The sequence below is a fragment of the Vreelandella glaciei genome (assembly GCF_013415125.1).
GTDB classification, from domain to species: Bacteria; Pseudomonadota; Gammaproteobacteria; order Pseudomonadales; family Halomonadaceae; genus Vreelandella; species Vreelandella glaciei.
Genome location: NZ_JACCDE010000011.1, coordinates 1 through 20,972, shown reverse-complemented (window position 1 = coordinate 20,972; position 20,972 = coordinate 1). Strand labels below are relative to the sequence as shown.

At 57.4% G+C, this 20,972-nt stretch carries 21 protein-coding genes and 1 riboswitch; of the genes, 9 read left to right on the top strand and 12 right to left on the bottom strand.

From position 1 onward, the window contains the following. Positions 1-136: 136 nt before the first annotated feature. Entirely contained in the window at positions 137-1,027 is an 891-nt protein-coding gene (locus HZS80_RS09055) for an NAD-dependent epimerase/dehydratase family protein (RefSeq protein ID WP_035557113.1), read from the top strand. A gap of 3 nt (positions 1,028-1,030) precedes the next feature. Here the strand turns inward: HZS80_RS09055 and HZS80_RS09050 are convergent, their stop codons facing one another. From HZS80_RS09050 to cobT, 12 genes are all read right to left on the bottom strand, one after another. Further along, positions 1,031-1,801 (bottom strand): ABC transporter ATP-binding protein, encoded by a 771-nt coding sequence (locus HZS80_RS09050; RefSeq protein ID WP_179915858.1) that lies wholly within the window; start codon positions 1,799-1,801, stop codon positions 1,031-1,033. After that, positions 1,801-2,772, bottom strand: coding sequence for a FecCD family ABC transporter permease (locus HZS80_RS09045; RefSeq protein WP_179915857.1), 972 nt, complete (start codon positions 2,770-2,772; stop codon positions 1,801-1,803). The genes HZS80_RS09050 and HZS80_RS09045 overlap by 1 nt, the downstream gene beginning before the upstream one ends. Next, positions 2,772-3,695 carry a cobalamin-binding protein gene (locus HZS80_RS09040; RefSeq protein WP_179915856.1) on the bottom strand — a complete coding sequence of 308 codons (924 nt, stop codon included), beginning with the start codon at positions 3,693-3,695 and terminating at the stop codon, positions 2,772-2,774. Before HZS80_RS09040 ends, HZS80_RS09045 begins: the two co-directional genes overlap by 1 nt. Further along, a complete protein-coding gene (locus HZS80_RS09035; RefSeq protein WP_179915855.1) occupies positions 3,676-5,496 on the bottom strand; it encodes a TonB-dependent receptor domain-containing protein in 1,821 nt (606 codons plus the stop codon). Before HZS80_RS09035 ends, HZS80_RS09040 begins: the two co-directional genes overlap by 20 nt. Positions 5,497-5,641: 145 nt before the next feature. Next, a riboswitch (cobalamin riboswitch) is annotated at positions 5,642-5,877 on the bottom strand. A 67-nt stretch (positions 5,878-5,944) separates the two neighbouring features. Continuing rightward, positions 5,945-6,370 carry a bifunctional adenosylcobinamide kinase/adenosylcobinamide-phosphate guanylyltransferase gene (locus HZS80_RS09030; protein ID WP_035557100.1) on the bottom strand — a complete coding sequence of 142 codons (426 nt, stop codon included), beginning with the start codon at positions 6,368-6,370 and terminating at the stop codon, positions 5,945-5,947. Then, positions 6,322-6,975 (bottom strand): histidine phosphatase family protein, encoded by a 654-nt coding sequence (locus tag HZS80_RS09025; protein WP_179915854.1) that lies wholly within the window; start codon positions 6,973-6,975, stop codon positions 6,322-6,324. Before HZS80_RS09025 ends, HZS80_RS09030 begins: the two co-directional genes overlap by 49 nt. After that, positions 6,912-7,682 (bottom strand): adenosylcobinamide-GDP ribazoletransferase, encoded by a 771-nt coding sequence (gene cobS / locus HZS80_RS09020; RefSeq protein WP_179915853.1) that lies wholly within the window; start codon positions 7,680-7,682, stop codon positions 6,912-6,914. The genes HZS80_RS09025 and cobS overlap by 64 nt, the downstream gene beginning before the upstream one ends. 16 nt (positions 7,683-7,698) lie before the next feature. Then, positions 7,699-8,250 (bottom strand): bifunctional adenosylcobinamide kinase/adenosylcobinamide-phosphate guanylyltransferase, encoded by a 552-nt coding sequence (locus HZS80_RS09015; RefSeq protein WP_179915852.1) that lies wholly within the window; start codon positions 8,248-8,250, stop codon positions 7,699-7,701. Beyond that, complete coding sequence (gene cobD / locus HZS80_RS09010) at positions 8,234-9,337, bottom strand: threonine-phosphate decarboxylase CobD (RefSeq protein WP_179915851.1); 1,104 nt, start codon at positions 9,335-9,337, stop codon at positions 8,234-8,236. The genes HZS80_RS09015 and cobD overlap by 17 nt, the downstream gene beginning before the upstream one ends. Continuing rightward, a complete protein-coding gene (gene cbiB / locus HZS80_RS09005; protein WP_179915850.1) occupies positions 9,334-10,338 on the bottom strand; it encodes an adenosylcobinamide-phosphate synthase CbiB in 1,005 nt (334 codons plus the stop codon). The genes cobD and cbiB overlap by 4 nt, the downstream gene beginning before the upstream one ends. Then, positions 10,335-11,027 carry an adenosylcobinamide amidohydrolase gene (locus HZS80_RS09000; protein ID WP_035557088.1) on the bottom strand — a complete coding sequence of 231 codons (693 nt, stop codon included), beginning with the start codon at positions 11,025-11,027 and terminating at the stop codon, positions 10,335-10,337. The genes cbiB and HZS80_RS09000 overlap by 4 nt, the downstream gene beginning before the upstream one ends. Beyond that, positions 11,024-12,073: a nicotinate-nucleotide--dimethylbenzimidazole phosphoribosyltransferase gene (gene cobT / locus HZS80_RS08995; protein WP_035557086.1), complete on the bottom strand. Its 1,050-nt coding sequence runs from the start codon at positions 12,071-12,073 to the stop codon at positions 11,024-11,026. Before cobT ends, HZS80_RS09000 begins: the two co-directional genes overlap by 4 nt. Before the next feature lie 282 nt (positions 12,074-12,355). On the opposite strand from cobT, the gene edd reads away from it, so the two are divergent. From edd to HZS80_RS08955, 8 genes are all read left to right on the top strand, one after another. Beyond that, on the top strand, positions 12,356-14,245 hold the full coding sequence (edd, locus tag HZS80_RS08990; RefSeq protein ID WP_179915849.1) for a phosphogluconate dehydratase: 1,890 nt from the start codon (positions 12,356-12,358) through the stop codon (positions 14,243-14,245). After that, positions 14,245-15,210, top strand: a complete 966-nt coding sequence (gene glk / locus HZS80_RS08985) for a glucokinase (RefSeq protein WP_179915848.1) — start codon at positions 14,245-14,247, stop codon at positions 15,208-15,210. Before edd ends, glk begins: the two co-directional genes overlap by 1 nt. A gap of 22 nt (positions 15,211-15,232) precedes the next feature. Next, positions 15,233-16,180, top strand: a complete 948-nt coding sequence (locus HZS80_RS08980; protein ID WP_179915847.1) for a carbohydrate kinase family protein — start codon at positions 15,233-15,235, stop codon at positions 16,178-16,180. 183 nt (positions 16,181-16,363) lie between these two features. Next, positions 16,364-17,083, top strand: a complete 720-nt coding sequence (locus tag HZS80_RS08975) for a FadR/GntR family transcriptional regulator (RefSeq protein WP_179915846.1) — start codon at positions 16,364-16,366, stop codon at positions 17,081-17,083. Positions 17,084-17,126: 43 nt separating this feature from the next. Continuing rightward, positions 17,127-18,275 carry a galactonate dehydratase gene (gene dgoD / locus HZS80_RS08970; RefSeq protein WP_035557077.1) on the top strand — a complete coding sequence of 383 codons (1,149 nt, stop codon included), beginning with the start codon at positions 17,127-17,129 and terminating at the stop codon, positions 18,273-18,275. A gap of 3 nt (positions 18,276-18,278) precedes the next feature. Beyond that, a complete protein-coding gene (locus HZS80_RS08965; RefSeq protein WP_179915845.1) occupies positions 18,279-19,277 on the top strand; it encodes a 2-dehydro-3-deoxygalactonokinase in 999 nt (332 codons plus the stop codon). A 22-nt stretch (positions 19,278-19,299) separates the two neighbouring features. Then, positions 19,300-19,905 carry a 2-dehydro-3-deoxy-6-phosphogalactonate aldolase gene (locus tag HZS80_RS08960; protein ID WP_035557075.1) on the top strand — a complete coding sequence of 202 codons (606 nt, stop codon included), beginning with the start codon at positions 19,300-19,302 and terminating at the stop codon, positions 19,903-19,905. An 18-nt stretch (positions 19,906-19,923) separates the two neighbouring features. Continuing rightward, complete coding sequence (locus HZS80_RS08955) at positions 19,924-20,820, top strand: SMP-30/gluconolactonase/LRE family protein (RefSeq protein WP_035557074.1); 897 nt, start codon at positions 19,924-19,926, stop codon at positions 20,818-20,820. Positions 20,821-20,972: the final 152 nt, after the last annotated feature.

Sequence of the window (20,972 nt, the reverse complement as noted above, 5' to 3'; positions counted from 1 at the left end):
ATCCTTTTAACTGTTAGTGGTTAGCCATTTTCATGCGATCAGGGCTGAGTGTCGGCGGGTCGAACCTTTCTTTGCTAAGGTGAAGGTCTTCGTTTGATTCTATGTTCCGCTTCGTTTCACCAACCGGGGTTACCGCATGCGTCTTCTGTTTACTGGCGGCAGTGGCAAAGCTGGCCGCCATGCCACTGCTTATCTTCGCGATCAAGGTCATCGAGTCACCAATCTGGATTGGGTGACGTCTGACGTGCCCGGCATCACTACTCTGAAAACCGACCTGACCGATGCTGGCCAGGTATTCAATGCATGCCAGGCCTACGCCGGGTTCGATGAGCTTGAGCCAGGCACCGGCGTGCCGCGTTACGATGCCATTGTTCATTTCGCCTCCATACCAGCCATTCTGCACCGGCCGGATAATGAGACCTACCGCATCAATACGCTAAGCACTTACAACGTGTTGGATGCCGCCACCAAACTGAGCATTCCCAAGGTGATCTTCGCTTCCAGCGAGACCACCTACGGCGTCTGTTTCGCCGATGGCGAGAAGAAACCGGACTACCTCCCCGTTGATGAAGAGCATCCCACCGTGCCTCAAGATAGCTACGCCATGAGCAAGGTGGTCAACGAAGTGACCGCGCGCTCCTTCCAGGCGCGTTCAGGCATCGACATCTACGGCCTGCGCATCAACAACGTTATCGAGCCCCACGAGTACCGTCAGAATTTTCCAGCCTACCTGGATGACCCCGCCCAGCGCCGCCGCAACATTTTCGCTTACATCGACGCCCGCGACCTGGGCCAGATGGTCGATTGCTGCCTGAAAACGGATGGCCTGGGCTATCAAGTGTTCAACGTTGCTAATGACGATCTGTCGGTTGGCCTAACCAACGCCCAAGTGATTGAGCGCTTCTACACCGGCGTGCCCATCAAGCGCGAAATGGGCGAATTCGAGACCTTCTACAGCATCGAAAAAGCCCGCCGCCTGGTCGGCTTCGCACCCCGCCACGCCTGGCGAGATGAGCTGGAGCAGTAAGCACTACTCTTTTATCGGCACAAACACCGGCGCGCCATCCACCTCTACCACCGCTAGCTTTTGGCGGTAGAGGCTTTCTAACGCACTGGGCACCAGCATGCTATCCCGCGGGCCCCAGCACGCCTCGCCGTTGGGATACAGCAGCAGCACATGGTCGCACCAGCGGGCAGCAAGGTTTAGGTCATGCAAACACATGATGACCGCCTGCCCCTGGGCGGCCTGATCTGCCATTAGCGCCATCACGGCACTCTGATGATGTAGATCCAAATGGTTAGTCGGTTCATCCGCCAGCCACACATTGGGTGCCTGGGTGAGAACGGTGGCAATCGCCACCCGCTGGCGCTCGCCGCCGGAAAGCGTGCTCACCAAGCGGTCACCCAGGTGTGCTACATCCATACGTTCCAAGGCGGCTTCCGCGCGGGCGTAGTCATCGGCGCCCTCCATCTGCCAAGGCGAAAGATAGGGGTGACGACCAATCAGCGCGGTTTCCAGCACGGTCGCGGGAAAGCCATCCTGGCGGTCTTGAAACACCAACCCCAATCGCTGAGCGACGTGGCGGTGGCGCAGTTGACCAAGCGCTAAATCGTTAAGCTCTACGCTGCCTGAACGCGGCGCCTGAAGCCCAGCCAGGGTGTGTAATAGCGTCGTTTTACCCGCGCCGTTAGGCCCTAACACGCCCCACACTTGCCCTGGCTCGATGGTTATATTTAGCGACGTACCGCCTTCGCGGCCGGGCACATCGATGATGAGATCGCGGGTAGCCAGTACGCTCATCAGCGGCTCCGGTAGAGCAGAAACAGGAAGGTGGGTACGCCCAATAACGCAGTGATCACCCCAACGGGGAGCTGTTCCGGGGCGATCATGGTACGCGCCAAGGTATCGGCTAACACCAACAGCGTGCCGCCCGCCAGTGCGCAGGCGGGCAGTATCAGCCGTTGATCGTTACCTAACAGCAGACGCAGCATATGCGGCACCACTAAACCCACAAACCCAATGCTGCCAGCCGTGGTGACTGCAGCGGCGGTCAGTAAGCTAGCGGTAACATAGATGCACCACTCAAGCGGCCGAACCGCCACGCCCAGCGCGGCGGCTTGCTGCGGGCCTCGGGCCAACACATTCAGGCTACGTCCAAGCGGAATCAACACCACGCAGGTGGCTAGTAACAGCAGTAGCGGCGGCCAGGGGGTGCGCGCATAGGAGAGATCGCCCATCAGCCAGTAGAGCATGCCCGGCAGGCGCTCTGCGGGGCTTAACGCCAGCATTAGCGTAATCACTGCGCCCCACCCCGCGGCAACGACGACGCCGGTGAGCAGCAGCCGCGAAGGCGTCCAGCCGCCGCTGCCGTGGGCCAAGCCGAAGACTAAAAACGTCGAAAATAGTGCACCGCTAAACGCCGAGCTTGAAATCGCCAGCCCGCCGAGCCCACCGAGCATGGCCGCCAGTGCACCTATGGAGGCACCGCCTGAAAGGCCCAGCACGTAAGGGTCCGCAAGAGGGTTACGCAGAAGCACCTGCATTAGCGCACCGGCTACCGCCAACAAACCGCCCACGGCAAACGCCGAGAGCGCCCTGGGCAAGCGCAGCTCCATCACCATAGTGCGCGCCAAAGCATCGCCTTCGCCCTGCAACAAGTCCCAAATTTGCGCAGGAGAAATCTTAGCGCTGCCGACGCCAAGCGCTAAGAGTAGCGCTGCCAACGCCGCTAGTAATAGCAGGCTAAGCGGGAGACCCAGGCGCGCTAGCATTAGCTGCGCTCACGTTTTTGGCGGGCGATGTCGAGCTTTTCACAGAGGAGTTGTGTGCCTTCCATCAGGCGCGGCGTGGGCCGCTGAATGAGCGAGGGCGGCACAAAGAAGAGATTATCTTCCGCAACCGCCTTCAAGTTGGCGTACTGCTCCCAGTGGGTCAGCCAGTGGCGGTTCTCTTCGCCCATACCCCCGGCCACAATCGCTTCAGGATTGGCTGCCAGTACCGCTTCATCGTCGATTCGCGGCACAAGGCGCGTTTGCTCGCCAAACACATTTTGACCGCCGCAAATATCGACCACTTGGCCAATCAGGTGCTGGTCGTTAACGCTCATTAATGGCTCATCCCACACTTGGTAGAACGTGGCGACCGGCTCGCGGTCTCGATAGCGCTCTTCCAAGGCCTTCATGGTAGTATGGAAATTATCGGCCACCGCCTGCCCGGCCACTTCCGTTCCCGCCAGCCGCGCCAAGCGTTCGATGGCGCTGGCCACGCCATCCATATCGCGAGGCTCAATATAGAACACCGGCATGCCCAAGGCTTCGAGGGTTTCAAGCTGTTCAGCGGGGTTGCCAGTTACCCAGCCAATCACTAAATCCGGCGCCAAGCCCACCAGCTTTTCTAAATCAATTCGGGTGTGGCTACCCACCGAGGCTACTTGTTTAGCTTCCGGCGGATAGTCGCTATACGAGACAACGGCGACTACCTGATCCCCCGCGCCAGCCGCATAGGTCAGCTCGGTCGCGCCGGGAGAAAGCGTCGCAATACGCTGAGCGGCATTGTAAAGACAGACCTCACGGTCACGATCATCCACTGCGCAACGCGAGTGGTCGTGTGCCGGGGCAACCGTAGGCATCAATAGCAGCGCGAGGCCCAGCGCCCCGCGCGTTAAGCCATTTTTTCTATTGGCCAAAGTGAACACTCAAGAACCCTGCTCGGCCGGCGTTAATGTAATCACTCGTCGTTTCATACTCTTTATCAAAGGCATTTTCTACCGTAACACGCGCCGTCCAGAGAGGCGCAAACTGCCAGCCTGCCCGCAGGTTAATCAGCCCATAGCCATTCAAGCGCTGGGTATTGGCGGCATCGTCGTAGCGGTGATTCTGCGCCACTAAGGAACCACCCAGCGACCAATCACCAAGCTCGCGGTCGGCATCCAAACGTACACTTTGGGTAGCGCGGCGGGCTAACCGGTTGCCGGTATCCTTGTCCTCTGGGTCCAGGTAGGTAAACGCAGCTTGCAGAGTCCAGTCGCTGACTTCGACACCACTGGAAAGCTCAGCACCGCGAATACGCGCATGATTGACGTTTTGCGGCGCCCATAATCCGCTGGACGTCGGTGCCCAGGCAATCAGATCATCGTAGTCGTTTTGGAAGGCGGCCAAGTCCCAGAACCACTGGCTGTATTGACCGCGAACGCCCACTTCAACGGTTTCAGACGTTTCAGGATTGAGATCAGGATTGCCCGAATTCGGCCAATAAAGGTCGTTAAAACTTGGCGCTTTAAAGGCGGTGCCTACGCTAGCACGCAGCGTATGATAATTATCCAGGTCGTAACCCAACGCCAAACTGCCGGTGACTTCATCGCCATAAGCTTCGTTGTCGTCGTAACGCAGGCTTGCTTGAATGGCGAACGGCGAAAAGTCGAGTAGCCCTTGCGTAAACACAGCGGTGTTATCGCGACGGGTGACATCAAAATCGTTGGTGCTTGAAACGCGATCTTCGCTGATTTCAGCGCCAGCGATCAATTCGTGAGCGCCAAACTGAAAATTGTTCTGCCAGCGGGCGGTTTGGGTGCGGGTATCAATCACTGAACTGCCGAAATTATCGATGGTGTCCAGCTCATCACGGGCTTCACTAAGCGTTAGACGACTTTGCCAGGTATCGGTTATCGGCAGTTCGCCGTAAATACCCGCTACCTGCTGGACGAAGTCATTCTCTCCGCCATCATATTCGTTGTTACCACGAGCGCGCAGCGCCAGCACACCAACCTCAGCACCGCTTTCAAAGGTATGCGCAACGCGGGCCAGCGCAGACGTGTTGTCGTAGCCTTTGTCTTCCCCCCCCCGTCGAATGGGCTGGCCGTCGGTATTGAAATGACTACCGGCAAAGCTGTAGCGCGTTCCTCCCTCGCGGCCAGAAACGCCTGCGCTTAACCGCTGGGTATTAAATGAGCCACCGCCGACTGAAATTCTGGGTTGCGGACCCTCTTCATCACCATCAGGCGTAAAGAGCTGAATAACACCGCCGACCGCATCTGCACCGTAAAGGCTACCGCGTGGCCCGCGCACGATTTCCGCACGGTCAAACATACGTGGATCTAAATACTGAAACGCGGCACCGCCCGCCGTGGCAGAGCGCAGGCGAATGCCATCAATCATTAGCACGGAGGCATCGCTGGGCGCACCACGCAGATAAACGCTGCTGCTTTTGCCAAAGCTGCCGTTGCTAGTGACATCTACGCCTGGCTGGCCGCGCAGAAGATCCGTCAGACTGGTAGGGTCTTGGCGGCGAAAAGTGGCTTCATCCAATACGCTAACGGAAGAGAGACTCTCATTAGCGGTACGAGGGGCTAACGCAGCAGTCACAACGACGGGATCTAGCGCGGCTAATTCGGTCGTCGCTTTGGCATATTGGGCCTGGGCAGAAAAGGAGATGGCTAGCGGTAACGCAGCCATACAAAACGCCGCCCGTTTGGCGGTGGTGTGGAAACGGTGGTTCATGTGAGATCCCTTGCTCGCCGTGCTCACCCGCACAACGCAGTTTTTTTGACCGAGCACAGGGCAAAACAAGGGAGTAACGATAGCGTTGCGCCACCGTTCACTGCCCTAAGAACGCCCTCCGCGTCTCGGCATGGTGTGGTTCAGTTAGAACCATTACTCTCGGGCCGGTCTCCGGGCTGACGAGCGAAAGGCGTCTCTAGCAAGAGCAGAGCCACTCTTTTCCGAACGACCACCTTCCCGTGCAAAAGCACAGTGGCGTATTAGCCGTTCTTATCTCGATCACCGTTGCGGGGGCAGCGTTGGAATCACGCAAAGCGTTCACCAACTTCCCGTTTCACTAGCGGCTGTTTAACCGCTAGCACCTGAGAGTGGGCGTAAACTAGCAACTTGACCAAGGGAGGTCAATTGAATTGGAGCGGGGTATCCCGCACAGGAAAGCGACCAGTGGCTACTTAACCGCCATCACCAACCCATGGCGCACATACCACACCTGCTCAGCTTGGGCGGTGGCGTCTTGGGTGAACCAGCCATTGAGATCACGCAGGCGCCGCTGCCCTGGTTCCATGGGCACTATCCCACGGCCTACTTCGCTGGCGATCATGATTAACGCCGCGTTTAGCTCGTCGGCGCGCTGGCATAGTGCTGCCATATCGCGCTGCCACTGCTGGCGCAGGGCATCGTTATCATCACGTTCAAGGGCTACGCCAAGCCACTCAAGTACGCCGGTGATAATCAGCGGCGTATTGGCTACTAGCGCTTGCTGGCTATCGCTGAAAGGCTGCGCAGCATCAAGCCGCCACCACTGCGCTGCGGGAAAGCGAGCAATTACGGCGTCGCGTTTGCCAGCGCAGGCACCGCCGATGAAGAGCTGCATTGCCATTCCCCTTTGCCATGTTCGTCTTTTTGAAAAATAAGCTGCCAGCGTCTTCCTTGCGCTTGAAGCACGGTACCGTCCCAGAAGTGGATCGTCTCAAAACGGCGACGCAGCTCACGGATCACGCCTCCGTGGGTGACGGCCAGTATCTTTTTGTGACCATCGGCACGCGCATTGGTCGCCAAATCATAAAGCCAGGCATCCAGGCGCTCGCGCAGTTGAGCCGCCGATTCGCCACCGGGAATTTGTAGCTCGCCCACGCTATCAATCCAGGCACGGTAGTGAGGTAAGTCTTTTAGTTCGTTGTAAACCTTGCCTTCGTACTCGCCAAAATCAAGCTCGCGCAGGAGTGGTTCGAGGGTGAGCGGCACGCCGCCCTTGGTAACTTCTGCCCACGCCAGGGTTTGCTGGCAGCGGTTAAGGTCGCTTGAGTAGATGGCATCAAACCGCTCATCCACCAACGCGTCGCGCAGTGCTAGAAGCCCAACTTCAGCGTCAGGAAACAGCAGCGGAATATCGCGCTGGCCTTGATAGCGACGCTCTAAATTCCAAGCGGTAATACCGTGTCGAACTGCCACCAGCTCCACAGTAAGATCAGTAGCCAAAGCTCTCCTCCTTCAATGGTGGCGCCCACCATATCGCCGTTAATTCCGTTAAACAGTCGCAACATTATCCAGCGGATTAGTAACACAAAAACAGTGACCGTTAGCACCATCAACACTATCGCGGGCGCTAGCAGTGCTATCAGCAAGACCGGCACCAACGCAAGCGCCACATCCTGGCCGCTAAGCGACTGCTGCCAGCTCCAGGCCAAGCCCTTTTGCTGGGCGCAGGGTGTTAGCACCAGTAACGCCACACCTGCCCAGCGCCCTAGCGCGGGGACTGCTAATAGCCACCACCAGGGTGCATGATAAGCCAGCAGCGCCCACAGCAGCACGCCCTTCCAGGCAAGCAGAAACACCAGCGCCAACATACCAAAGCTGCCGATTTGCGGGTCTTTCATGATTTCCCAGCGGCGCGCCAGGGGCTGATTGCTGCCTAGCGCATCGGCGATATCCATTACGCCATCTAAATGCAGCCCGCCCGAAATAGCCACCCAAATGCTTAGCAATGTCAGCGCGGTGATCGGCGCGGGAACGTTGTGCATCCCCAACGCTACCACTGCTAGCACGGTGCCAATCAACAGCCCCACTAACGGATAGGCGCGTACTGCCCAGCGTCGGGTATCAGGTATCCAGGGTACGGTTATTGGAATAGGGACGCGGGTAAGGAACTGCAGCGCAAGCAGAAGACCGAACAGGGCATTTCTCAAATCGACAGCTCCTCCATTAACAAAATGCCTTTGCGGACTTCCAATCAATGACGCACCCCGCCACCACTTCTATTACCGAGTCCGCCTCTGCTGCCAGCCGACAGTGAAGGTGTTGAAGAAACGCCAGATAACGCCAGGTTTCAGCATCCGAGGGAGGCAGCGCTTCGTTGATATCATTGGAGACAATCACGAGATAAAGGCTTCGCGCTCGGGCATCCACAAGTGCGCTTGCCAGCAGTGCCAAGCCCTCCTCGTCTCTTAGCTCACTGGCATACTGCACTTGGCTGGCCCAAAGCGTTAAGCAATCCAGCAGCACGGCGCTACCATTGGGCACTTTGGCGATTGCTTGATCAATGGCAAGTGGCTCTTCCAGTGTTTTCCACTGAGCGCCCTGCCATTCCTCTTGTCTGGATTGGCGATGACGGGCCACGCGCGCGGCCATTTCGGCGTCGTATACGTCTGCGGTGGCTAAGTAGTAACAGGGCGAACGGCCCGCAGCATTTACAACCTGCTGCTCGGCGACATCGCTTTTACCTGAACGCGCACCACCGCTAACGAAAACAATCATTCAGCACCTTTATCAAGCGTCGATTGGCGGGCTCGTCGCGTAGCGCCACTCGCAGCCATTCACCATTAAGCCTGGCAAAGTTATGCGTATGGCGCACCAGTACGCCTCGGCGCAACAGGCGCTCAAGCAGTATGTCACTAGTGATGCCGCTTGCACGCTGTTCGGCCCCAGGGCGGAGCAGGAAAAAGCACGCTTGGCTGGGCAACACTTCCAGCCCCAATTGAGCAAGCGCTTGTGCCATGCGTGGGTGCTCACTGGCCCACCACCGCTGAGTGCGTCGGGTAAACGCATCGTCCGCCAGTAGTGGCGCTACCAGTTCCGCCGCTAAGTGATTGACACTCCACGGCGGTTGGTGGGCCTGTGCCGCTTGAACCGTGGCCGCATCCGCCAGCAGGTAGCCCAACCGGAGACCCGGCAGGGTATAAAATTTGGTCATGGAGTGCAGCAACACTAGATTTGGATAGCGTGCCAATAACGTTGTCAGTGATGCCTCGTCTTGGATGTTACCCACCATATCGATAAAGGCTTCATCGACCACCACCCGACAATTAAGAGCAGCGGTGTGCTCCAGCAAGACCACCATGGTCGAGAAGTCTATTAGCGTCGCGGTAGGATTATTGGGGCGGCATAGAAACAGCACATCGGTGTCGCTTAATGCTGCCAGCAGTGCATCAATATCCAGACTGAAATCCTGTGGGGACAGCGGAATCTCGTTGATTGAAAGCCGATGGGCGCGAGAGGCGCGGGCATATTCGCCAAAGCTCGGGGTAATAATCGCCGCCCGTTGGCCGGCATGCAGTGCAGCGGCTAGAAAAATTGCTTCAGCGCCGCCATTCGTCAGTAACACCTGTTCGGGCTGAAGCTGGTGATGGGTGGCGATGGCCTGACGCGCAGCTGAATAATCGGGCGCTGGATAGTGTCCAAGGCCCGATAGCTGTCGCGTTAGCCAATCGCGCACCCATGCGGGCGGCCCCAGCGGGTTGAGGTTGGCGCTAAAATCTTCCAGGCGATGATCGGCAGGCAGCTCAAAATGGGCAAGCAGTGCCTCGGCTTGGCCGCCATGGCTGGGCCATACGGGTGTGCTCATAAACGCCCCTGAAGAGTCAATATTAGCCCAGCGATCACGCCCACTGACAGCAAAAGAAATAGCACCCAAGCGCCGTGCATCAATCGAATTGTGGCACTGATATGCATAACCTCAAGTACTTCAAGCGGCTCGCCCAGAGTGGCACGATGGGAAGCCACGCTCTGATAGAAATTGGTGCCGCCCAGTTGCACACCTAGCAACCGGGCGACCATGGCCTCCGGCCAACCGGCGTTAGGGCTCGGGTGACGCGGCGCATCCTGGCAGGTACCGCGCAGTGCGCCTCGCCAGCGCAGTTTCAATACGCCTGACGCACTGAGTAACAAGCCTGCGAGCCATAAACACAGCGCCGTTAAGCGTGCCGGAATCCAGTTGGCTACATCGTCCAGCTTCGCGGAAGCAAAACCAAAGTCAGTGAAGCGCTCGTTTTTGTAGCCTACCATCGAATCCAGGGTATTCACCGCCTTATACGCCAGCGCTAGTGGCGCCCCGCCGATAAGCGCAAAAAACAGCGGCGCGGTAATGCCGTCAACGGTATTCTCCGCCACGGTTTCCACCGTGCCCCGTGCAATCTCCGCTTCATCTAAGTTTTGCGTATCCCGGCCGACAATCATCCCTAGCGCCTGGCGTGCGGAAGGCAAATCACCTTTGGTCAGCGGCGCAACCACGGAACGGGCTGCATCGCCCAGTCCTTTAATAGCAAGCGTGGTGGAGAGCAGCCAAAGCTCAACGATCAGTGCCAAACCGGGATGCAACTGCGTTAGCACCAAGAGCAGCAGCCAGCTAACTCCCCATACGCCGCCAACGACAATAATGGTTAGCAGGAAGCCACTGACTCTGCGCTGTTGGGCCGTACCGCGATTCCAAAGCCGCTCAAAACTGCTGATAAACCGCCCGATGAGCACCACTGGATGCGGTATTGAGCGCGGATCGCCAACCACTAAATCAATCGCTATCGCAAGCATCACCATGACGATACTTGATAGCGCGAAAGGTATGTTCATAGGGGCATCTCGTTAGCACTGGCTAGCGAGTTCAGCGTTGCCTGATACACCGCCCTTCCAATTGCTCGACCCAGAACCGTTCCTGAACCTGCATAGGGAGACAATTCTCCGCGCTGGGTAGCTGCCATACAGACACAATCCGTCGACGTGCCGGTAGCCGCTGTACCGCTATGTGTATCGATAACGCCAGCCATATAGAGCGCCTGAACCTTGGCCTCCGTAATCGACAAGCACGCATTCACCAGCGCACCGTCGGTCAGGTGGGCATCGACAAATACAAAAACGTTGATAGTGCCTGCTACTAAGCGGGGATCCTGTGAGTGAAGTGCGGTGATATCCACCGCATTGCCCGCTCCCGCTGTCACCAGCGCCATAACGCCATGGTCTAGCTGCGCTAATGGCATGCTGACAATGGAGGCGTTGCTTAAACGCACTGCGGTCATCATCGCGACCGATGAAGCGGGCATACCCATGCCACCCAGCCAGGCGCTAAGATCTGCCTTGGGAGCGCGCCCATCGTAACGGTAATCAACATGAAAATTGGCGAAGTGCTGCTTGCTGCCAAAACCATCGCCTATCAGGGCGCTGCTCAGCGTGCGCAAGGGTAACTGAGAGGTTATCGCCAAGCACTGCTCGCTTTGCGAGAGCGTTAATGGCTGACTAAAGGGAAGTCTCTCCAGCATGCTCATAGGGTGGCTTTATCACTTACACCGGCATCTGTGAAAGTAGCCATTTCTGCCATCATCGCTGCCGCTGCTTGCAGCAATGGATACGCCAGCGCCGCGCCGCTGCCTTCGCCAAGCCGCATGCCCATATCGAGCAGGGGCTTGGCCTCCAGCGCTTTTAACGCTACATCGTGGCCTGGCTCCTGGGAGCGATGGCCAAACATCAGGTAGCCACGCAATGCGGGGCAGAGTCGGCAGGCGGTGAGCGCGGCGACAGTGGCAATAAAGCCATCCACAATGGCGGGTAAGCGTTGGGCAGCTGCTGCCAAATAAGCGCCGGTCATAGCGGCAATTTCCAGGCCGCCTAGCTTTGCCAGCACCTCTAGAGGGGCTTGGGGATCAGCGTTACGCGCAGCGATAGCGCGTTCAATCACTGCCACTTTGTGCGCCTGCTGCTGGGGGGCAATTCCAGTCCCCGCGCCGACCACGCTTGCCACCGTCTCCCCCGTTAGTACCGCTAATATCGCGCTGCTAGCAGTCGTATTGGCAATGCCCATTTCACCCACAATAATGCATTTGGCACCCGCCCTTTTTGCTCGTTCCACGGCCGCCACACCCACATTAATAGCCTCAATGGCTTCAGCCGGATGCATCGCGTCTTCGTCCACCATATTGGCGGTGCCGTGGCGCACCTTGGCAGAGGTCACACCAGGCAGTGTTAACGTCGAAGCCACGCCAACATCGACTATCTCAACAAATGCATTGATCTGCCGCGCAAAGACATTAATCGCCGCCCCGCCATTGGCAAAATTGGCAACCATCTGCGCGGTCACTTCTTGCGGAAACGCGGAGACACCCTCAGCAGCCACCCCATGATCCGCAGCAAATACGATGACCGCAGGCGGCGTCACGTTGGGCTTGAGCTCGCCGGCGATGGCGCTGAGTTGGATGGCTAACTCTTCTAAACCACCCAAACTACCTGGCGGCTTGGTCAGCGTATCCAAGTAGCGACACGTCTCTTCACCGGCATTGAGATCAACTGACTGAATGTGGTCAACAATGGCGTGCATGCAAGCTCCGAGTCGGTAGGGGTAATCAAACGTTCAAAGGCAAAGCACAAAATGGTAGCAAAAGCCGGAGTGCTATACTTGCTATTTCATTGACCGATCTTCCACCCTTTCAGGGTCTTCTAGATATATCTATGCTTCTTGGTGTGCTGGTACCTGCACACCAAATTCGGGTAATAAAACTACAATTGCTGTTTTTATTGCCGTAAAGTCTCTTATATCGACGCCAAAAAATGTAAAATAACTACAAGCTTCACTCACCGTCTCTATCACGCAGAGGTCCCTATGCCGAGCTCAACACCTGCCACTTTAAACCCTACCGTTGCTGAGGTTACCCAGCGCATTCGTGAGCGCTCTGCTGAGCGGCGCGCCCTCTATGAGCGGCGCATGGCTGACCAGCACAAACGTGGTGTGCACCGTGCCGAACTAAGCTGTGGCAACCTGGCCCACGGTTTCGCGGCCTGTAACCCGCGTGATAAGAACGAACTCAAGCTGATGAACAGCGCCAACTTAGGGATTATATCGTCTTACAACGATATGCTCTCGGCGCACCAGCCGTTTGAGACGTTTCCTGAAACGATTAAAGCAGCCGCCAGTGCCATGGGCTCAACCGCTCAGTTTGCCGGTGGCGTGCCCGCCATGTGCGACGGTGTGACTCAAGGCCAGCCGGGGATGGAACTTTCCCTGTTTTCTCGCGATGTGATTGCCATGTCCGCTGCCGTTGGCCTCTCGCACAATATGTTTGATGCTGCCCTTTATCTGGGTGTATGCGACAAGATAATTCCAGGCCTTTTCATCGCTGCCGCACGCTTTGGGCATCTGCCCGCCATGTTTGTCCCCGCGGGCCCAATGCCCAGCGGCCTGCCTAACAAAGAGAAGGCGCGCGTCCGCCAACTCTACGCAGAAGGTAAAGTGGGCCGCGCCGAGCTGCTTGAAGCCGAGTCGGAGTCCTACCACAGCCCCGGCACCTGCACCTTCTACGGCACCGCCAACTCCAACCAGCTAATGATGGAGGTGATGGGCCTACACCTGCCCGGCACTTCTTTTGTAAACCCTGGCACCGAGATGCGCGAAGCACTGACCCGCTACGCCACAGAGCAGGCTATTCGTAACACCGAACCCGGCGGCGACTATCGCCCGTTCTTTAAACAGATTGATGAGCGCGCGATTGTTAACGCCGTGGTGGGTTTGCTGGCTTCCGGTGGTTCAACCAACCATACGATGCACCTGATCGCCATGGCCGCCGCTGCGGGCATTACCCTGAACTGGGATGACTTCACCGACCTTTCGGCAGTTACGCCCAGCCTGATGCAGGTTTACCCTAACGGCCAGGCGGATATTAACCACTTCCAGGCGGCGGGCGGCATGAGCTACCTGTTCCGCGAGCTGCTGGGCGCTGGCTTGTTACACGGCGATATCCCCACTGTTTTCGGCACCGACCTCACCGCTTACACCCAGGAACCGTTCCTGGAAGATGGCAAAGTCGTCTGGCATGAAGGCCCCGAAAAAAGCCTTGATGAAGACGTTCTGCGCCCTGTCGCTACGCCCTTCGCGGCAACGGGTGGTTTAACGGTGATGAAAGGCAACCTGGGACGCGGTGTGATTAAAATCTCCGCAGTCGCCGAAGAGCATCGCATTGTTGAAGCGCCGGTAAAAATCTTCGAAGATCAAAATGAAATGAAAGCGGCTTTTGAGTCTGGCGATTTAGACCGCGATGTCATCGTGGTTGTACGCTTCCAGGGGCCCAAAGCTAACGGCATGCCCGAGCTACACAAACTAACGCCGTTCCTGGGCGTGCTGCAGGACCGTGGCTATAAAGTGGCGCTGGTCACCGATGGCCGCATGTCGGGCGCATCGGGCAAGGTACCGGCTTCTATCCACATGAGTCCGGAAGCCCTGGATGGTGGCCCGCTGGCCAAACTGCGCGATGGCGATATTGTGCGCCTGGATGCCAATGCGGGCACGCTGGAAGCCAAAGTTGACCCCGCCAGCTGGGCTGATCGGCAACTGGCCATCGGTAACCTGGATCACTACCACGTGGGCTTGGGTCGCGAGCTGTTTGGCGGCTTCCGTCACCTTGCCATGCGCGGTGAAGAAGGCGCTGGTGTATTCGGTGGCTTTGAAGCCGATGATCTCGCCCGCCAGCAGGGGCAAATCTCACAAGAGGATGCCTGATGCGACCGGCGCTGATCGGCGATATCGGGGGAACCAACGCACGTTTGGCGTTGGTCTCTCCCGGTGAAATAACCCCACACGATATTTTGAACTTACCCTGCGCCGACTACCCTGGTGTTGTAGAAGCGGTTCAAGACTACTTGAACCGTGTGGGCGCCACCGGTGAAAACGCGCCTCAAGAGGCGTGCTTAGCCTTCGCCTGCCCCGTTCACTCTGAGCGGGTCAAGATGACCAATAACCACTGGGAATTTTTAAAAAGCGAGGTTCAGCAAGCGCTTAACCTCGCTGTTTTTAAAGTCATTAACGACTTCACCGCCCAGGCGCTGGGTGTGCCTCATGTCGCTGCCAGTGAATTGGTCGAAGTCCAGCCGGGCAAGTCTCAGGCGCACGCCACACGCCTTGTCATCGGGCCTGGCACGGGGCTAGGCGTTGCCGGGGTATTCCCCGGCCAGCGCGCCTGGATTCCACTGCCTACCGAAGGCGGCCATGTCACCTTCGCGCCGACGGATGATACCGAGCGAGCGATTGTGGATGTGTTTAAACAGCGTCGTACGCGAATCAGTGTAGAGCGAGTCTTATGCGGCCAGGGTTTGTTAGAACTTTATCAAGCCTACTGCACGTTTGAAGGTGTTGAGCCATGCTTAGCTAGCCCGGCGGATGTCACCAAAGCCGCCAATGAAGGCGATAGCCTCGCCACTGCTGCCCTACTTCGCTTTCTCAAAATTCTGGGTGATGTGTGCGGTGATACCACCTTGACCATGGGCGCAAGGGGCGGTGTTTATCTGTGTGGCGGTATTCTTCCGCGCTTGCTTGACTGGTTGCCCAAGAGCGACTTGCGCACGGCCTTTATCAATAAAGGCCGCATGGGTACCTATAATGCTGATATTCCAATATGGGTGGTTACCGCCCCTTGGACCGGCTTATTAGGTGCCGCCGAGGCGCTGCATAACGAAGAAGTTTTCTAATAATATTAATAAGGAGTCACTGATGACACCAGTCATCGCGTTTGGGGAAGCGCTGGTCGATATGCTCTCCAGCCGTTTAGGGGCAGCCACGGGCACCCAGGAAACCTTTACCCCCTATGCTGGCGGTGCACCCGCAAACGTGGCGGTCGCCTGCGCCCGCTTGGGCGTTCCTAGCCAATTTTTAGGCATGGTGGGCGACGATACGTTTGGGCACTTCATTGTGCGCGAACTCAACAGCCATGGCGTAGACACCAGCGGCGTTGAATTCACTAAACAGTCGCGCACGGCGCTGGCGTTTGTTTCCCGTGATGACGTGGGCGAACGGACTTTTGATTTCTATCGCCCGCCCGCTGCTGACCTGCTTTATCGCCTTGAGCATTTACCCCATAGCGTCTTCGAGAACCCCGCCATTCTGCACTTATGCAGTAACAGCCTAACCGACCCAGAGATCGCCGACGTTACCCTGGCGATGGCCACCATGGCCAAGCGCGCAGGTTGCCTGATCAGCGTCGATGCCAACCTGCGCCACAACCTGTGGCCCGGCGGCGAAGCCGATGCCAGCCTAGTTACGCAACTGCTAGACGGTGCTGAGCTGCTCAAGCTGTCACAGGAAGAGCTCGACTACTTGCGCGCCGATCATCCTGCAGAATCGTGGCTATCAGAGCGGCTGGCGGCAGGTGTGAAAGTCATCTTGATTACCGACGGTCCTAATGAGGTCATTCTCAAAGGCGTCGGCGTCGACCAGCGCATCGCGCCACCCAACGTTGAAGCGGTCGATACCACCGCTGGCGGCGATGCCTTTATTGGCGGGCTGTTAGCGGAGCTTTCGGCCCATGGCATCAATGAAAACTGGCACAATGATAGCGACTTCCTGCATCGGGCAGTGGATACTGCCTGCCGCTGCGGTGCGCACGCCGTCACTCGACCGGGCGCCTACGCCGCACTGCCGACCCGAGCCGATATTGATTAGTCAGTAAAAACACATAAGCATTAATTAAATGGCGCGCCTGCTTCAGACGCGCCATTTTTTTATGTCCGCACGTAGGGTTACTAGACAGCCTTTTAGCTCGTACTTATGTCTAAAGGAGCTTGCTTGTAGAAATGTCAGACATTTAATAGACTGAGGGCAATACGGCCATTGACGAGATCCGCCATGACGTTGGACGCCTTGCCTCCCCATCAGGGTGGTGCTGAACAGTTAGCGCGTTTACTCGCTCAGGCACTGCTGGCAGGTCACTGGCAACCGGGTGACATCTTTCCACGTGAGCTGGATATCGGCCAACACTTTGCGGTCAGCCGTAATCAGGTACGTAACGCGCTAACCAGCCTGACCGCAGCCGGGCTACTAGAGCGCACCGCGGGCCGTGGCACGCTAGTAAGAGAGCTGGGTGAGTGGCACTTGCTTGACCCACTGATGAGCGAATGGATGACCGGCCTGGTCAACCTTGACCCACAGCTGGTCAGGGCCATTTACGCCTTTCGTTATTCAGCCGAACCGGTGGTGGCAGGGCTCGCTGCCCAGGCAGCCAATACCGAGGATCTTGAACGTCTGGAGAGTGCCTTTGCGGGCATGGAGCGCACGGCAGGCAGTGTTGAAGCGCGTGCTGAGCATGCCGAATACGATGTTGCCTTTCACGATGCTACCTACCGGGCCAGCCATAATTTGGTCTGGCGGCAAATGGGCCATTTACTGCGCCCTTCTATCATGGCGCTGATACACCGCTCGCAGGATCGAACCGACACCTTAGATGACAGCCTAGCCCGCCACCGCCAGGTACTTGATGCCATCCGTCATCGCGACATCAGTAGCGCGGAAACTGCCGCCAGAGAAGTGCTGCGCCGCACGGCCATCGACCTTGGCATCGTCAGCTGACAATTACGCAATGAAGACTTCCTATTCAGAAGGATGACCGAACATGAAAATTACCAAACTCAAGACCTGGCAAGTTCCTCCGCGCTGGCTGTTCCTTAAAATTGAGACTGACGAAGGCTGCTACGGCTGGGGTGAACCGGTGATTGAAGGCCGCGCGGCAACCGTTGAAGCCGCTGTGCATGAGCTTTCTGACTACTTGATCGGCCAAGACCCGCACCGCATTGAGCATCTTTGGAACATCATGTATCGCGCCGGTTTTTATCGTGGTGGTCCTATTCTGATGAGCGCGATTGCCGGTATTGACCAGGCGCTATGGGATCTTAAAGGCCGCGATCTGGGTGTACCCGTTCACCAGCTGCTAGGCGGTGCCGTGCGCGACAAAATGCGCATGTACGCCTGGACCGGTGGCGACCGCCCGAGCGATGTGGGCGCTGGTGCTAAGGCCCTGGTCGAAAAAGGCTTTACCGCTTTCAAGATGAACGGGACGCCCGAACTGCAAATTGTCGATTCCCATCGCAAGATTGATGAAGCAGTAGCACGAGTCGCGGAAGCGCGAAACGCCGTGGGCCCGGATATCGGCATTGGGATCGACTTTCATGGCCGCGTACATCGGCCAATGGCCAAAGCACTGCTGCGCGAGCTGGAGCCTTTTCACCCGATGTTCGTGGAAGAGCCGGTCGCCCCGGAGCACTTGCCTTGCCTGAAGGATATTGCCGGTGGTCTGGGCTACCCGCTGGCCACCGGGGAACGGCTGCACACCCGCTTCCAGTTCCGCGACCTGCTGGCCGACGGCATGATCGACATTATTCAGCCCGACATTTCCCACTGCGGCGGGATCAGCGAGGGGCTAAAGATTAACGCCCTGGCCTCGGCCTACGATGTCGCCCTGGCGCCCCATTGCCCGCTCGGTCCGTTAACGCTGGCCGCATCGCTACAGCTGGATGCGGTCAGCCACAACGCCTTTATTCAAGAGCAGAGCATGGGTATTCACTACAACCAGGGCAACGATGTCCTCGACTACTTGGTCGATAAATCTGCCCTCGCCATTGAAGACGGTTTCTGCGCCATTCCCCAAGGCCCAGGGCTTGGCGTTGAGATCAACGAAGAGTTTGTTGAGGAGCGCGCTAAGGTCGGTCACCGCTGGCGTAACCCGGTTTGGACGCATGAAGACGGTTCAATTGCGGAGTGGTAAGCCATGGAATCAAGCGCGATGCGTGAAACGACTGAAATAGCATATCAGTTGGCCTGGATTGCTGTGGACTGGGGCTCTAGCAACCTACGCGCCTGGGGGCTGGATCAACACGACCAAGTGGTTGCCCAAGCCAACAGCGACAAGGGCATGCTGTCGCTAAAGGCCGACGAGTACGAAACCGAGCTGTTAAGGCTGGTGGGTGATTGGTTGCCCGCTTCCGGCCAGACGGATGTGATGGTTTGTGGGATGGCGGGCGCTCGTCAGGGTTGGCTGGAAGCCGCCTATTTGCCGGTACCCACGCGGCTTGACCAGCTTAGCCAAGGCGCTGTGACGCCAACGCTTAGGGGTGACCAGCTAGGTGTTTACCTGCTGCCTGGCTTAAGCCAAACACGAGGTACCGCAACTCACTTTGATGTGATGCGCGGTGAAGAGACCCAGTTAGCAGGGCTCGTCGCCAACACCCCCGATTTTTCTGGCCTTGCCTGTTTGCCCGGCACCCACGCTAAGTGGGCTACCCTTGAAGCGGGTTCCGTTACTCAGTTCACGACCTATCTAACCGGTGAGCTGTATCAGCTATTGGCCAACCAGTCGGTGCTAAAGCATTCCGTTTCAACACCTTCTGCGGCCAGGAACAACCTTAACGATCCGACTTGCCGTGAGGCCTTTACTTCAGCAGTCAGAGAAATAAACGAAGCACCCGAACTGTTTAGTAGCCGCCTGTTCGGCCTGCGCGCACAAGATTTACTTGATGGTCGGTTACCTGCAGGGGACACGCGTGGTGCGGTATTGGCGGCCAGGCTCTCTGGACTCGCCATCGGTCTTGAGCTCACTGGCGCCTGCCGAAAGTGCCCCACCGATAAGCCCATCATGCTGATTGGCAATCAAGCGCTTAGCCAGCGCTATACGCTGGCGCTCAATACGATCGGCTATCAAACGCAGCATATGGATGGCGACACTGCCGTGTTAGCTGGCCTTCGACTCGCCCATCACGCGTTAAAATAATTTAAGCATGGAGAAATTGCCTATGTCGCTGCCCCTGATTGGTATTTTACGCGGTATAACGCCTGATGAGGCCGTGGATATCGCGGAAGCAGTGCTCGCCGCAGGTATCACCCAGATCGAGGTGCCACTTAATTCACCCAACCCGCTGGAGAGCATTCGCCGTTTGGTAGACGCATTTGGCGAGCGCGCAGTGATTGGTGCAGGCACGGTGCTCACCCCTGCCCAGGTGCGCGATGTTCATGCTGCTGGGGGGCGCTTAATCGTCTCCCCTAACTGTCGGCCAGCGGTGATCGAAGAAACGTATAAGCTCGGCATGGCTAGCTGGCCGGGTATTGTGACACCTTCAGAAGCCTTCGATGCGCTGGATGCAGGCGCCACCGGGCTTAAACTTTTCCCCGCGGTGCAGGTAGGCTTAGAAGGTATGAAAGCGGTTCGTTCGGTGCTACCCGAAGGCACACTTTTATATGCCGTCGGCGGCGCGGGTGTCGATAACTTTGCCGAGTGGCGCGCCGCTGGCGTCGACGGCGCAGGCTTAGGCAGCGCGCTATACAAACCCGGCCAAAGCGCTGCTCAGGTACGTCAACAAGCGCAAGCCCTTGTTGATGCCTGGTTATTAGCGGGAGAATAATAAGGAGAGCCAACAACAATGAATACAGACATTAGCGTTTCAACGTGGCAGGCCGAGTTAGCGGTCGATTGCCGCTGCACCTTGGGTGAAGGCCCCCAGTGGGACGCCAAACATCGGCGCCTTTATTGGTGCGATATTCTTGAAAAGCAGCTGCACTGGCTATCCCCCGCCACCGGGGAAAGCGGATACTATCAGCTTGATCATAGGGTATCGCTAGCCACGCCACTTGAAGAAGACGGGCTGCTGCTAGTCGGTGAGGATCGCTTAAGCCGCTTCGACCCAACCAGCGGCAGTGTAGAAAAGTTTTGCGATTTCGAAGCTGACAATCCAATGACTCGCAGCAATGATGCTCGCGTGGATCGTTACGGCAGCCTATGGCTTTCCAGTATGGGGAAATTCGCCGAGCAAGGCGCTGGCAGCCTCTACCGCTTACACCGCGGCAAGCTTACCCAACTGCGCTCAGGCCTGACGATTCCTAATGCTATCTGCTTCTCTGCGGATGGCCAGTTTGCCTGGTTTACCGACACCGTAACCGGCGTGGTAATGCGCTGGGCACTGGATGACGACGGCTGGCCCACTGGTGAACCCCAGCCCTGGGCTGACTTCTCCTCTACCCTGGGTAATCCCGATGGCGCTGTAGTCGATAGCGAAGGCTGTCTTTGGCTAGCACTGTGGGGTGCGGGACAAGTTGTGCGTCTGAATAAGGACGGAAAAGTGATAGGCCGTGTTGAGCTGCCGGTCAGCCAACCCACTTGCTCAGCATTTTCAGGTTCTGGCATAAAAACGCTGTATATCACTACGGCGCAAGAGGGATTTAGCGCTGAGCAGCTAGCTCAAGAGCCAACGGCAGGTTCGCTTTATGTGGTCGAACTCGATATCGCTGGGCTAGCTGAGCCGCCACTGCGCCTAAAATAGGTTCGATGTCGTTGCCACCACCGCATACCCCCTGTCATTGCGTATAGGGACTCCTCCCCGGTTGCAAGCTCCGATGATGAACAACATAAGCCGATGCGTGCGTATAGTCGGTCTCTTAATGGGGACGCTATCCCCTGACCCTGATGAACGTC